The organism is Dokdonia sinensis (assembly GCF_003688895.1).
GTDB classification, from domain to species: Bacteria; Bacteroidota; Bacteroidia; order Flavobacteriales; family Flavobacteriaceae; genus Dokdonia; species Dokdonia sinensis.
Genome location: NZ_REFV01000005.1, coordinates 214,197 through 227,117 on the forward strand (window position 1 = coordinate 214,197; position 12,921 = coordinate 227,117).

Consider the following 12,921-nt stretch of genomic DNA (forward strand, 5'->3'; position numbering starts at 1 on the left):
AGTTTCGTTTCTTAAATTAAATGTGTCTGTAATCTAAAGGTTAGTGTATTTTTGCCTTTGCAAGTCGTTCTATCGCTGGCACGTCTCAGGGCGAGCTGGAGGAAAGTCCGGACACCGTAGGGAAGCATAGCGGGTAATCCCCGTCGTCCCAAACTCGTTTTGGGAGAGGACCAGTGCAACAGAAAGTATGTACAGATAATGCTGTAGTGAAACCAGGTAAACTCTATGCGGTGCAATGTCAAGTATACCCACAGTTAAGTGCGTCCCGTGCGTTGTGGGAGGGTAGGCAGCTAGAGTGTTGCAGTAATGTAGCATCCAGATAAATGATAGAAGTCACGCCTTGCGTGATACAGAATCCGGCTTATAGACTTGCTTTATCATAATCGTCGTACTTTAGGGTATGGCGATTTTTGTATTAATAATTGGGATTCCGCTTTCGCGAAAGCGGAAAAAGTAAATATTAAGTGTATATGTTATTGCAAAGGAGAGTTTGCATAAGACCTATTAAGATGAACCGATTATAAAAATGTAAACAAAATTTAAGGTTTAACCTGAAGTTTAGTCCTCACCATCGTCCTCTAAAGTAAGGGAAAAGAAGGAAAAAGCGTTCCCACCATAACTGCGCGTCTCATCATAGTTTGCATAACTATTTAATTTTGTCATTTTATTATGCTCAATGATGAGCATCCCATCTGCTGAAAGTAGATTATTTTCAAAAACAAGTTGCGCGATCTTGCCAAACTGTTCTTCACTAAATTCATAAGGAGGATCTGCAAAAATAATATCGTAATTTCCTGACGCTCCTTTTTCTAAATATTTGTAAACGTCACTTTTTATTGCAACTATAGGAAATTCAAACTCATCCGAAGTTTTTGAAATGAACTGGACACAAGCATAATGGGCATCTACCGCAGTAATGTCTTGACAGCCTCTTGAGCCAAATTCGTAACTTATGTTCCCGGTGCCTGCAAAAAGGTCAAGTACGCGCAATGAAGAAAAGTGAAAATTATGCCTTAGGATGTTAAATAATGCCTCCTTAGCCATATCGGTCGTGGGACGTGTTGGCAATTTTTTAGGAGCAGAGATACGCCTACCTTTATATTTTCCAGAAACGATACGTGTCATAATAATGTGCTTAGGAGTAGACCTTCAGGCCCTAATTTTTTGTGTTCGGGAGTGCTTATGGATATATTTCTTATGTACTTGTAAAGAAAGGTGTAGCGTTTGTCATTCTTATCTATCGCTCCAGATATCTTTACTTCCAGTTTTTCTGGATCTAGTTCCAGTTGTTCAATGGTAAAGAGGATGTAGTAAATAAAGTCTTCTTTTGTAATATAGTTAAAAACATTTGCCAGCTTTAATTTTTTATTTTGAATGATGACAAGTTCAAAAGAGGTGCTATGAATATTTATATGGAGACATCCTTCTGGATTAATAGCACCTTGATTTCCTATTTTCTCGATAAGTTTTGAAATAGCGTGATAGAAGCGGAAGCTCCCAAATTTTTCAAAGAAGAAATTGTTCACATTTGCATACGGAATGTATACATTCATCAGTTCTTGATTTGCTATCTCATCGTATGTTACAAAGTCCGTTTTAAGAATTTTTGTATTAAATTTTAGGTAGTCGGTGAGTGCGGATTCCTTAAATAGAGCTCTGGGAACAAGTGTAAAAAGTGCATTTACGTAAATGACATTTACCTCTTTAAAAGAATGTTGTAAAGCTTTATGCTTCTCAAAGATAGATTGAATTTTGGGCAACAATCCAGCAGCGTCTACTTTATGAGTAAAAGGCATTGTTTCAGCAGCAAGAATCTCATTAGAATCTAGATTTTGCGTAAAAAAAGAAAGTCCATCTAAGCGTACTTGGATGGACAGACTTCTGTTATATGTGGTTTGTTCTTGTTTATTCGTCATTTGCACCGTAACTCTTAGGCCAGTTACCGTTAGTATTAATATCTATCATAGATCCTAGGGTAAGGTGTGTACCATTTACACCATCTACTGAGATTACTTGTTTTTCTTTACTAACATAATCTTTAGGCTGGTCTGCAAGAAGAACGTCTTTAGCAATTTTTGCTTCAAATACAGGTACTTGAAGATTACTCTTCTCTATAAAACCTGCTTGCATTTCAAACTTAGCATTTACGCCTTCTATAGGGACGTTAATCATCGTTTTGTAACGGTCTGGGTTTGGACCTTTATATAAAGAATCTTTAACAGATCGAGTTCCCAAAGTATCAATAACAACAATATCCATTTGCATATCTACTCCTAGCAATTTGGACTGTACTTCATCACGTACTGTAGAGTCACGACGTTGTGTAAGCGTAAATTCTGCTGTATCAATAAAACGAACTAGCTTATTAAAGTCCCCTTCATATTTTCCAGTCACCGTTTTGTGAGCAAGCTGTGCTTGACGGATGTCTCTAAGATTAGCAATAGCGGCTTTGTAGCGCTTTTCTTTGATTTCATTAAACTTTACTTCGCCATAAACAGCGTTAAAAAGAAGGTATCCCAGTAAACCGATAACTGCCCAAAGTACAAGTTGTAGTAAAAGTTTCATCCGCAGGTGATTTAAAATATTAGTTACGTATCTAGCAAATCTACAATTTTTTTTTAATGACAAAAGGATTATCCCGCAATTTTCCTTTGTTATCTTTAGCCGTATTAAAACTCACGAATGATTAAAGACGCTCCTGCATTTTACCGCACCTTGAAAGCAGATTTTCCGCATACTCCGACGGTAAAACAGGATATCCTTTTACAGCAGTTAAGTCACTTTTTATACGATAAGGACTACAATAAAGTCTTTTTACTCAAAGGTTTTGCTGGTACGGGTAAGACCACAATAATAGGTACTCTGGTTACAGATTTATGGAAAGCCCAGATGAGCGCAGTACTTATGGCTCCTACAGGAAGAGCAGCAAAAGTGATAAGCAATTACAGTAAAAAGGAAGCCTTTACCATTCACAGAAAAATTTATTTTCCTAAAAAAGTGCGTGGTGGTGGCGTTTCATTCACATTACAGCTTAATAAACATCGTAATTGTTTGTTTATAGTAGATGAAGCCTCTATGATTTCAGATAGATCTAGCGATAGTAAGTTGTTTGAAAACGGCTCCCTACTGGATGATTTAATGCAATATGTATATTCTGGACATCAATGTAAGCTGCTCCTTATAGGCGATGATGCGCAGTTGCCTCCTGTAAAACTTGACGTTTCGCCAGCATTAGACATAAAAACACTCACAAATTACTATAATAAAGAAGTAGAAACGATGCTTCTGGACGAGGTGATGCGACAAGCGCAGGATAGCGGAATATTATCTAATGCTACTACCATAAGAGAATTTCTAGCCGATGGTCTCTTCGAAGATTTTAAATTTAACATTACTGGTTTTACTGATATTGTGCGCTTAATAGATGGTCACGAAATAATGGATGCCATCACAGATTCTTACGATAGCGTAGGTATGGAAGAGACGGCTATAATTGTACGATCTAATAAAAGAGCAAACCTATATAATCAGCAAATAAGGTCACGCATTCTTTTTCAGGAAGAGGAAATTTCGGCTGGAGATCATCTTATGGTTGTAAAGAATAATTATTTCTGGCTAGAGCCAAAAAGTGATGCGGGATTTATAGCAAATGGTGATATTATCAGGATTTTGGAAATCAACGCTATCAAAGAATTGTACGGCTTCCGATTTGCTGAGGTGAGTGTAGAAATGGTAGACTACCCTAAAATGAAGCCTTTTGATACTGTCGTAATGCTCGATGTCCTCACTCTTGAAACGCCGTCATTGCCTTACGAGAGCAGCAATACTTTATATCTAGAAGTTCAAAAAGATTATGCAGATGAAAAAGCAAACTACAAACGCTTCCAAAAGATAAAAGCAAACAAATATTTCAATGCTTTACAGGTTAAATTCTCATACGCCGTGACCTGCCACAAGTCTCAGGGAGGACAATGGGATACAATATTTATAGAGCAGCCGTATTTACCAGAAGGTATGAATCGTGATTACTTAAGATGGCTCTACACCGCTGTTACACGAGCCAAAAACAAACTCTATCTCATAGGATTCAAAAATGAGATGTTTGTAGAAGATTAATTTTTTAGGTTACGCTTTCGCGAAAGCGGAATGAAAAACTTTGAAAAGAGAAAAAAAATTTAAAATCAGAAACCGATGTGTTAGAAAGTATAAGGACGTGAAATAAATAGTTCTTAGATTTTTGACTTCCGACTACCAACTACCAACTACCGACTACCAACCAAATTACATATCTTCGCTATTAAAAATTATTTATGAGTATTTTCTTGGTGCTAATTGGTTTTTTGCTGCTCGTTGTGGGTGGGGAATTTCTCGTGCGTTCCTCTGTGGGATTATCCTTTAAGCTCAACCTCTCAAAGATGGTTATTGGTCTTACGGTAGTTTCTTTTGCTACTTCGGCGCCAGAGCTTTTGGTGAGTTTACAGGCGGCATATGATGGCCTATCGGACATAGCCTTAGGAAATGTAATAGGTTCAAATATTGCAAATATTGGTCTTGTTCTCGGGCTTACGGCCATTATTTCAACCCTAGGAGTAGACCGTGATTTTTATAGATTCAACTGGCCGGTGATGATGCTCTTTTCTATTGCATTGTATTTTCTGCTAGCAAACGATAAGCAACTTAGCCAAATTGAAGGTATTGGATTAATCGTAGCTTTAGTCATTTATCTCTTTTTCTTAATAAAGAGAGCGAGAAAGCAACGCGTCCCCATCGCCGAAGAAGTAGATGAGAAACTGGCAGACAGTAGTTATTTTAAAATAATAATCTGGCTCATTATTGGGGGTGCAGCATTATATTTTGGATCTGATTTTCTAGTACGCGGAGCAAAAGATCTTGCAACATCTGTAGGGGTGAGTGATTACGTAATATCGGTTTCGGTCATTGCTATAGGGACGAGTGTGCCTGAGCTAGCCGCATCTATCATTGCTGCCTTAAGAAAGGAGAAAGCCATTTCACTAGGAAATCTTATAGGGTCCAATATTTTTAATATCGCTTCTGTACTTGGACTTACGGCGATTGTAAAACCCATAAACGTGGTAGATGATGTGATTTTAAGCACAAATATCTTTTGGCTCATTGGTTTTGCCGTGATCTTGTTGCCACTTGCGTTTATCCCGACACGTCTAGAGATAGGGAAGTATAAAGGTTTTATTCTTTTTGGGGCCTACGCGCTTTTTCTGGCGCTTACTTTTCTTTAGCCTTCTTAGATTTTTTTGCGACTTTCTGATTGATAAATTCTACAAGCATAGAGAAAGCGATGGCAAAATAGAGATATCCTTTAGGAATTGCACCCACCTCGTTGCCAAAGAACTTAACGTGTGATAGATGTGCGGCTTCTGTAATCAGCATAAACCCTATCAAGATCAAGAATGACAATCCAAGTATCTGTATGCTGGGGTTTGCGTCAATGAAGCGGCGAATCTTATTTGCAAATACAATCATTATGAAAATGGATATCACTACGGCGATAATCATTAAAACCAGGTTGTAGTTACTATTGCTAGAAAGACCATTAGTCATCCCAACGGCAGTCAGAATAGAGTCAATAGAGAATATAAAATCAATGATTAAAATTTGAACAATAGCTTGTCCTAGGGATTTTATGACCTTTCCTTTTACTTCGTTCTCATCGTGTGCGGGAGCCTCTACTTTCTCACGGATCTCTGACGTACTTTTCCAAATCAAGAACAATCCTCCTAGAAGTAAAATAATGCCTTGCCAGCTTAACCCGACGTGTAACCACTCCGTGTCTATCGTGTAGAAAGGCTTACTTAATGCTATCAAAAAAGAAACAAAGAACAGCAGGATCACACGTTGTACGAGCGCTAGGATCAAACCGATGTTCGTTGCCTTGGAGCGTTGTTCTTCAGGAAGCTTGTTTGCCGCAATGGATATAAACACAATATTATCAATCCCAAGAATAATCTCAAGAAAGGTAAGCGTAAGTAATGCAAGCAAAGCATCACTGGATAGGAGAAAATCAAGCATCGTATTTTAAATTAATTCACTTAAATATTTATAGCCACTTTCTTCTTTTAAAATAATACACCAGCAGGAGCGCTACTACAATCATAAAACCCCACGCAATAAAGTATCCATTCTTAAAATGAAGTTCTGGGATATGATCAAAGTTCATCCCGTATATCCCTGCTACAAACGTAAGTGGGATAAAGATGGTGGAGACAATGGTAAGCACCTGCATCACCTTATTCATCTTATAACTTACCTCTGTCATAAAAAGATCTTGTAAACTGTTAAGCATATCGCGATAAGACTCGACCGAGTCCATAATCTGTACCGTATTCTCATAAAGACTTCTCAAGTAATCAAAGGTGCTTTCGTATACAATCGTATTTTCGGTCTTTGAGAAACGACTCAATGCCTCACGTAATGGTGCAATAGATTTTCTAACCACGATAAGTTCCTTTTTGAGATTATGAATATCACCTTTAATATCCTCGTGATGATCTTCCATGACGTCATCTTCTACCTGTTCAATGACGCTTTCAAAAGAATCTAGGGTTATGTAATAATTATCGATGATTGCATCTAGAAGCGCATACACTAAATAATCTGAACCTCGCTGTCTTACTCTACCTTTAGAGCTTAGGATGCGGTCTCGCACAGATTCAAAGAGATCGCTCGATGTCTCTTGAAAAGAGATGACCAAACCTTTAATAAGGTATATCGCTACGTGTTCTTTTGAGATTTCCTGTTTTTCCTTATCAAAGTGGAGCGCTCTAATGGTGATAAATATGCCTTTCTCATTTTCGTCAAAACGTGGCCTCTGGTTCACATCCACAATACTCTCTAAAATAAGTGGGTGAATGCCATAGGTTTTTCCTATGGCTTCTATAAGGTTCGTATCTTGCATTCCCCTTACGTCGTACCAGTCTACAATATCCTCATCAGAAGGGAGTAAAGTTCCCTTTTCGTTACTGTCAAAAACCCTATCTTCTGCTTTGAATTCGTCGTATTTGAGGTGATGTACGCTTACCTTTTCGACCGTATTGTTACCGGTATAAATAATAGAACCAGGAATTGTGGCGTGCGACTTGCGCTTAAATGGTGCTGTAACCTTTGATTTTAACTTCATGATTTAAAAGTAGTAATAATTGGGTTTAGTGCGCTTTCGCGAAAGCGTAATACTCCATAAAATTTACTTAAAATAGCAAGTCCTTCGTCTAAAATTATACAAATAGCGATACTCAAATTTTAATGGCCACCAGCATCAAATCCCTGCATCCACTTTCCCTGCACCTTTAAAACCTGCTCAATAACATCACGCACACAGCCTTTACCGCCGTTTTTATGGGAGACATATTTGGAAATCTCCTTAATTTCTTTTACAGCGTCCTGAGGAGCAGTAGGTAACCCGACGATTTTCATCACGGGATAATCCGGGATATCATCGCCCATATACAGCACGTTTTCTGGAGCGATATTTTCCTTTTCTAAATACTCATTAAGTTGCTTCATTTTTTCGTGGGCGCCCAGAAATACATCCTGTATGCCCAATGCCTGAAGACGTAAACGTACACCTTCATCTGTCCCGCCAGTAATAATACAGAGGTTAAAGCCTCTATTTAAAGCTTCCTTCATGGCAAATCCATCTTTTACATTCATCTCTCTGTGCATCCTGCCATCTGTAGTGATGTGTAATATTCCATCTGTAAGAACTCCGTCTACGTCAAAAATGAAGGTTGTAATCTTATGTAGGTATTCTTTATAACTCTTTTCCATAATGCTTGAGAAGGGAAGTTGATATTGCCTTGTAGAGATCAACTTGATTTTGTGATGTTAACTTAGCGATGTGTTGCTCGATGACGTTATGGTCTCCACGACGGGCAGGACCTGTCTGCATTAATTGTGGACTGTGTGCCATTGCCTTTGCGACGGTTTTTTCCATTAATGGATGCAACAATGAGAACGGGATACGATGCTCATCGCATATCTCCTTTGCCATAGTGTAACAATAGTTTGTAAAATTATTTGCAAATACGGCTGCAATATGCAATTGCTGTCGCTGTGCACTATTTAGAATATGGATATTTTCAGAGAGGTTCAATGCGAGTTCGCTCAATAGTTTTTTATCGGCTTTATCTTCAAACTCCAGACAAAGTGGGACATTTTTAAAGTCTACTTTATCTTCCATAGAGAAGCTTTGAGCAGGGTAGAAGACGCCTTTTCGGTTTTTGATGCTTAACATTTCCATTGGGATGCTCCCTGAGGTATGCACCACGAGTTGATTTGAAAAAGGAATCTGCTCTGAAACCGAAGCAATGACATCGTCGCTTACAGCAATGATAGTCACATCTGCAGGTTTTAAATCTTCTATGCTTGCCGTTTTGCGGGCGAGGTCTACAAAGGGCGTTAGTGCGACCGGTGACCGGCCACATACCTGTTTCAAACGTACGGATGGCAGGGTCTCGAACCGCTTGGCTAAATGCCACGCGACATTGCCTGTACCTATAATGTTTACTTGTATCACAATGTAAAAATAGGAGTTTCATAAAGGATTTAGAATGCTTGCGGGCAAATTAATTAGTTTTACTAGGCAAGAGATTATTCGTATGGTGGTGCGACTTATAATACTTATATTTAGCCAAAAAGGAAGAAGATTTATGCGAGCGACAATTGTTCAAGCAATTAACCAGAATTTACAAAATGCCATTTCCCTCATAGACGGGATTTCTCCAGAGATTTATACAGACGTTTCGGTAGGGCCTTACTACAGCAGTATAGGCTCTCACTTAAGGCACGCCTTAGATTTCTTTGATTGTATTATTGATGGTTTACAAGAAAACAAAATAGATCTGACTGCCCGTAAACGAGATGAGGTAATCTCTTGTAATCCAGAAGCTTGTAAAAATCACATTTACGAGATACAACAACAGCTTTCTTCCTTTGTGGGTGTAAATACAGATTATTTACTGCACGTTACAGACAACCTAGGTCAAGGTAAAGTAACGATAATGTACACGCTTGAAAGCATTCTCGCCCAAGCAAATACCCACGCCACACACCATTATGCCATCATAAGCTATATGTTACAAGCAATGAAGTGCGAGGTGGCCATTGAAGGTTTTGGGTATAATCCTAGCACGCCTGTACCTAAGCGTGAGGGGATTTAAAATGTCTTATGTTTTGAAAACGAATATACTGACTCAGTTTGGCGTCGTTATTTGCTTCATAATCATTTTTTGGAACTACTTGACTTTTGATAATGTCGGGGAAAAACAGCTCCTAGTTTATTTTTTACTTTTACTTCTCAGTTCTTGTTTGATCTTTTTGTTAAAAAAAAGACTTTTAAGAATTATTTGGACCTTTCTTTTCTCTTTATTTTATGGTGTGTTGGTTTTTGTAGAGTATATACACTCTCAATTATTTAATACAAATATTACTACCTCGACAATTTCAATATTCTTCGAAACTAACGCAAATGAGGCCGCAGAGTTCTTAGAAAATTATTTTGAGAAAAGTCATTTTGTAATAGGAGCGTTAATTCTAATGTCTATAGTCATTGGAATTATAGCTAGTTTTAAAAAAGTTAAAAAAAATAGATTCTCTACAAGCAGAGAAAAAATAAGCGTTTTATCGACGATTATTACATCGGTTGTAATCATTGGTAGTATTATGACATTCAAGGAGCAATTTCTTCCCTACAGAGTTATTCAAGTACTTGGTTTTTATGAATCACAAAAAGCTCTTTTAGACGCAGTTTCAGTAACCCCAAATGGTAATTTTACAAACACGATTCATAACTCAGAAAATGACCAAGAAGTTTATGTGGTAGTAATAGGAGAATCTACCACGAGGGATCATATGTCATTGTATAATTATTATCGAGATACAAATCCTTTATTAGGAAAAAGACAGGATGAACTGCTAATTTATAACGATGTTATATCGCCTCATACTCATACTATCACATCTCTAGGTAAGATGCTGACATTAGGCGACTACGATATTCCTGAAAAAAAATACAATAGTACGGTAGTACAACTATTTAATAATGTGGGTTTCGGCACCTATTGGATTTCAAATCAAAGGCCTATGGGAATTTATGAGACATCCACAAGTATAATATCTAGACAAAGTGATACAAGTATCTTTACAGATGTTTCTGAGGGTTCTCTGGATGAGAAGGTGCTCAAGCCTCTCAAAAAGGTGTTAAACAAAAAAGATGATAAAAAATTTATAGTGATACACCTTATGGGAACTCATGTTTCTTATCATAGAAGATATCCTGAGCAGTACGACCTCTTCAAAAATGAACCTAAGACGCAATTTAGAAATGAAAATGCCTACAAGAGCATAAACGAATATGATAATGCAGTTCTTTATAATGATTATATAGTAAATGAAATAATAGCCTCAATTGAGACGGAGCAACTTAAGAGTTTTGTCATCTACCTATCGGATCACGGAGAAGAAGTATATCAAACTCTCAATATGAGTGGTCATTTAGAAGAAGAGGGGTCAAAACCTATGTATGATGTGCCGTTCTTATTGTGGCGCTCAGAAAAATACCTTCTAGATAACAAAAAATTAGTATTTGATGTAAACCGTCCGTATACATTAGAGCACTTTATTCATACTCTTGCCGAATTATCTGATATACAATTTGATGGCTTAAATGTAAAAAATAGCTTGGTGAGTCCTAAATTTGAAAACAGTGAAAGACTCATTTCTAAAAAAGGAACATATGAAGAAACGTTTTGTGAAAATCAGTAAGGTTGTCCTAATAGCTGTAGTTTTTTTTTGGTTTGTCATAGTTCTGTTATTAAATTTTCAAGATGATCTTTTAAGAGAAATGTATCCTGAAAAAGTTTGGGTCCATAGAGTTAATTCTATTGCTAAATTAAATGAAGTCCAATCTAAGTATATCGGAGTAGAGTTGGACGTGGTATACGATTTAGAAAATAATCTTTTTGAAGTCTATCATCCTCCTGCACCCCCGACAGGTTTGTCCTTAAATGAATATTTTGAAGCGATAGAAAGGAGAGAGGAACAACAAATTTGGCTTGATTTTAAAAATTTAGATGCAAGTAATGAAAGTGCTGCACTCAATCGTTTAGAGGAAATATGTCTTATGTTTAGTATATCTCGTAATCAAATAATTGTAGAATCTAGAAACCCACAATTTCTCAGTTCTTTTTTTAACTCAGGTTATAGAACATCGTATTACTTACCAGGTAGCCTTACAACTCAAAAGGATACTGAAAGAAGTAACCTTTTAAAACAAATTGCATCTAATATAGACGCGTCTAAACCGACATTTATTTCAACGCATAAAGACGATGTTGACTTATTAAAAGAGAATTTTCCAAGTAAATCAATCCTTACTTGGACGATTCATCTTGAATCAGAAAGAGTACCATTCTACTCAATTAAAAGTATATATAATAGCGCTATTAGAGCTAGACGTAAACATAAATTGCTATCTGATGATCAGATTAAGGTAGTTTTGCATAGATACATTGCCCGTAGTGGAAATTATTAGCTCAATCATCAAAAAGCGCCCGCATCAACGTTTTTATGCCTTTGAAACCAAAATAAATCGCGGCCACAAATAAAATAAGGCCAATCCCCAATACAGGTATAAATAAGGGATGGTCTTGATTCTTAAAAGATGAATTTAAAATAATAGGAGCGGCAACCAGTAAAAACAAGGTGCCTCCCATTAACTTAATACCTTTAAAAAGTTTTTCTTTATTTGTGTGCATAATTCTCTATGGCTTTGCGCACGCTTCCGTGCTTTAGTAAAAGGGCATTTGCTTCTTTTTCTTCTATTTGTAAGCTTGCCATCACCATCTTCGTTCCACGCCCTACGAGCTTATGGTTGCTCAGTTGCATGTCCACCATTTTGTTTCCTTTGACGTGACCTAGCTTTATCATTACTGCGGTTGATATCATGTTGAGCACTAACTTTTGAGCAGTTCCAGCTTTCATACGTGAACTTCCAGTAACAAATTCTGGACCTACCACAACTTCAATGGGAAATTGTGCAGTTGTTGCTAGGGGGCTTCCAGCATTACAAGTAATGCAACCTGTGATAATACTGTTGTCATTACAAGCTTGCAATGCTCCAATTACGTAAGGAGTTGTTCCAGAAGCTGCGATACCTATTACGACATCCTTTTCGGAGATATTCCATTCGGTGAGGTCTTTCCATCCCTGATTGTCACTATCCTCAGCAAACTCGACTGCATTTCTTATGGCTTTGTCTCCTCCAGCAATGAGACCAATGACCACATCTGGCGCTACGCCAAATGTAGGTGGGCACTCGCTCGCGTCTACCACACCTAATCTACCGCTGGTTCCTGCGCCCAAATAAAAAAGCCTGCCTCCGTTTTCTAGTTTTGGAACAATCTGATTCACCAGTATTTCTATTTGAGGAATAGATCTTTCAACAGCCAGGGGCACCGTTTGATCTTCGGCATTTATGTTGGATAATAATTGGCTTGTGGACATCTTTTCGAGATGGTCGTAATTGGAGTCTTGTTCTGTTGTTCTTGTAAAGGACACTTTGCAAAGTTTTGGAGATTCAAAAATAAGCAAACCCTTGATGAAATCGAACCTGAACTCAAACTTGAAAATGAAAAATGACTTGAGAACTTAAGAGTTGTCTCGCTCCGCTTGGCTGGCGCTTGGGCTTGGATTAAGAAAAAGCATCTTGAGGTGATTGTCAGTGCTGCTTTTTCAGCGGAATATATCAATACTAAAAATACCAATGTAGGCTTCCCCTAATTAGGACACCTTAAAATTCGACAAATAATTATTATTTAGGTCAGATTTGATGAAGAATTTAAATTCTTCATCAAATCTGGGCATGTATTCTTTAGGAGATATATTACCTAA

Annotated in this window: 14 protein-coding genes and 1 other RNA gene; 6 read left to right on the forward strand and 9 right to left on the reverse strand. The window is 37.5% G+C overall.

Going from position 1 to position 12,921, the window contains the following annotated elements:
* Positions 1-56: 56 nt before the first annotated feature.
* Positions 57-380: RNase P RNA component class A (gene rnpB, locus EAX61_RS07285), an RNA gene on the forward strand.
* 178 nt (positions 381-558) lie between these two features.
* On the opposite strand, the gene EAX61_RS07290 is transcribed toward rnpB, so the two are convergent.
* The 3 genes from EAX61_RS07290 to EAX61_RS07300 are packed head-to-tail and all read right to left on the reverse strand — an operon-like array spanning position 559 to position 2,565.
* Positions 559-1,125: an RsmD family RNA methyltransferase gene (locus tag EAX61_RS07290; RefSeq protein WP_121917018.1), complete on the reverse strand. Its 567-nt coding sequence runs from the start codon at positions 1,123-1,125 to the stop codon at positions 559-561.
* The gene (locus tag EAX61_RS07295) at positions 1,122-1,916 is read right to left on the reverse strand and encodes a DUF3822 family protein (RefSeq protein ID WP_121917019.1); all 795 of its coding nucleotides are present in this window, start codon (positions 1,914-1,916) and stop codon (positions 1,122-1,124) included. The genes EAX61_RS07290 and EAX61_RS07295 overlap by 4 nt, the downstream gene beginning before the upstream one ends.
* Complete coding sequence (locus tag EAX61_RS07300) at positions 1,906-2,565, reverse strand: hypothetical protein (RefSeq protein WP_121917020.1); 660 nt, start codon at positions 2,563-2,565, stop codon at positions 1,906-1,908. The genes EAX61_RS07295 and EAX61_RS07300 overlap by 11 nt, the downstream gene beginning before the upstream one ends.
* Before the next feature lie 117 nt (positions 2,566-2,682).
* Here EAX61_RS07300 and EAX61_RS07305 point away from each other — a divergent pair, with 117 nt between their 5' ends.
* Both EAX61_RS07305 and EAX61_RS07310 read left to right on the forward strand, forming a co-directional pair.
* Positions 2,683-4,116, forward strand: a complete 1,434-nt coding sequence (locus EAX61_RS07305; protein ID WP_121917021.1) for an ATP-dependent DNA helicase — start codon at positions 2,683-2,685, stop codon at positions 4,114-4,116.
* 194 nt (positions 4,117-4,310) lie between these two features.
* Positions 4,311-5,255: a calcium/sodium antiporter gene (locus EAX61_RS07310; protein WP_121917022.1), complete on the forward strand. Its 945-nt coding sequence runs from the start codon at positions 4,311-4,313 to the stop codon at positions 5,253-5,255.
* On the opposite strand, the gene EAX61_RS07315 is transcribed toward EAX61_RS07310, so the two are convergent.
* The 4 genes from EAX61_RS07315 to EAX61_RS07330 form a co-directional block, all read right to left on the reverse strand.
* Positions 5,242-6,045 (reverse strand): TerC family protein, encoded by an 804-nt coding sequence (locus EAX61_RS07315; RefSeq protein ID WP_121917023.1) that lies wholly within the window; start codon positions 6,043-6,045, stop codon positions 5,242-5,244. The two genes, EAX61_RS07310 and EAX61_RS07315, sit on opposite strands and share 14 nt — an antisense overlap.
* A gap of 28 nt (positions 6,046-6,073) precedes the next feature.
* Positions 6,074-7,153 (reverse strand): magnesium/cobalt transporter CorA, encoded by a 1,080-nt coding sequence (gene corA, locus EAX61_RS07320; protein ID WP_121917024.1) that lies wholly within the window; start codon positions 7,151-7,153, stop codon positions 6,074-6,076.
* 119 nt (positions 7,154-7,272) lie between these two features.
* Positions 7,273-7,800, reverse strand: coding sequence for a KdsC family phosphatase (locus EAX61_RS07325; RefSeq protein ID WP_121917025.1), 528 nt, complete (start codon positions 7,798-7,800; stop codon positions 7,273-7,275).
* Positions 7,784-8,548 (reverse strand): Rossmann-like and DUF2520 domain-containing protein, encoded by a 765-nt coding sequence (locus EAX61_RS07330; protein WP_236642001.1) that lies wholly within the window; start codon positions 8,546-8,548, stop codon positions 7,784-7,786. Before EAX61_RS07330 ends, EAX61_RS07325 begins: the two co-directional genes overlap by 17 nt.
* A gap of 133 nt (positions 8,549-8,681) precedes the next feature.
* Here EAX61_RS07330 and EAX61_RS07335 point away from each other — a divergent pair, with 133 nt between their 5' ends.
* From EAX61_RS07335 to EAX61_RS07345, 3 genes are all read left to right on the forward strand, one after another.
* Positions 8,682-9,191 (forward strand): DinB family protein, encoded by a 510-nt coding sequence (locus tag EAX61_RS07335; protein WP_121917040.1) that lies wholly within the window; start codon positions 8,682-8,684, stop codon positions 9,189-9,191.
* Positions 9,192-9,693: 502 nt separating this feature from the next.
* A complete protein-coding gene (locus EAX61_RS07340) occupies positions 9,694-10,794 on the forward strand; it encodes a phosphoethanolamine transferase (RefSeq protein ID WP_161555205.1) in 1,101 nt (366 codons plus the stop codon).
* Entirely contained in the window at positions 10,766-11,563 is a 798-nt protein-coding gene (locus EAX61_RS07345) for an FAM151A/B family protein (protein ID WP_121917027.1), read from the forward strand. The genes EAX61_RS07340 and EAX61_RS07345 overlap by 29 nt, the downstream gene beginning before the upstream one ends.
* A 1-nt stretch (position 11,564) precedes the next feature.
* Here the strand turns inward: EAX61_RS07345 and EAX61_RS07350 are convergent, their stop codons facing one another.
* The gene (locus EAX61_RS07350; protein ID WP_121917028.1) at positions 11,565-11,786 is read right to left on the reverse strand and encodes a DUF6095 family protein; all 222 of its coding nucleotides are present in this window, start codon (positions 11,784-11,786) and stop codon (positions 11,565-11,567) included.
* Complete coding sequence (murQ, locus tag EAX61_RS07355; RefSeq protein ID WP_121917029.1) at positions 11,773-12,588, reverse strand: N-acetylmuramic acid 6-phosphate etherase; 816 nt, start codon at positions 12,586-12,588, stop codon at positions 11,773-11,775. Before murQ ends, EAX61_RS07350 begins: the two co-directional genes overlap by 14 nt.
* Positions 12,589-12,921: the final 333 nt, after the last annotated feature.